Raw genomic sequence first — 337 nt, forward strand, 5'->3', positions numbered from 1 at the left:
GCCTGTCGCTGATGGTGCAGGAGACGTTGAAGCGCGATCCGATGAGCGGCCATCTCTTCGTCTTCCGGGGCCGGAGCGGCGGCCTGATCAAGGTGATCTGGCACGACGGCCAAGGTGCCTGCCTGTTTACGAAGAAGCTCGAGCGCGGGCGGTTCATCTGGCCATCCGCGGCCGACGGCACGGTGGTGATCACGCCCGCGCAGCTCGGCGATTTGCTCGAAGGCATCGACTGGCGAATGCCGCAAAAAACCTGGCGTCCGACGTCGGCGGGATGAGCAAAACCGCTGGCACGGCGGGAGCGAATATGATTCCATCCCGCCATGACCGATGCGGCCGA

At 64.7% G+C, this 337-nt stretch carries 1 protein-coding gene; it reads left to right on the forward strand.

All coding sequences use genetic code 11. The features are described 5' to 3' along the window. On the forward strand, nucleotides 1–275 hold a 275-nt coding region (tnpB, locus tag IB262_RS35550), incomplete at its 5' end, for an IS66 family insertion sequence element accessory protein TnpB (protein WP_192494593.1). Between the last annotated feature and the right edge of the window lie 62 nt (nucleotides 276–337).

Source organism: Ensifer sp. ENS02, assembly GCF_014851885.1.
In the GTDB taxonomy this organism is placed as follows: domain Bacteria; phylum Pseudomonadota; class Alphaproteobacteria; order Rhizobiales; family Rhizobiaceae; genus Ensifer; species Ensifer adhaerens.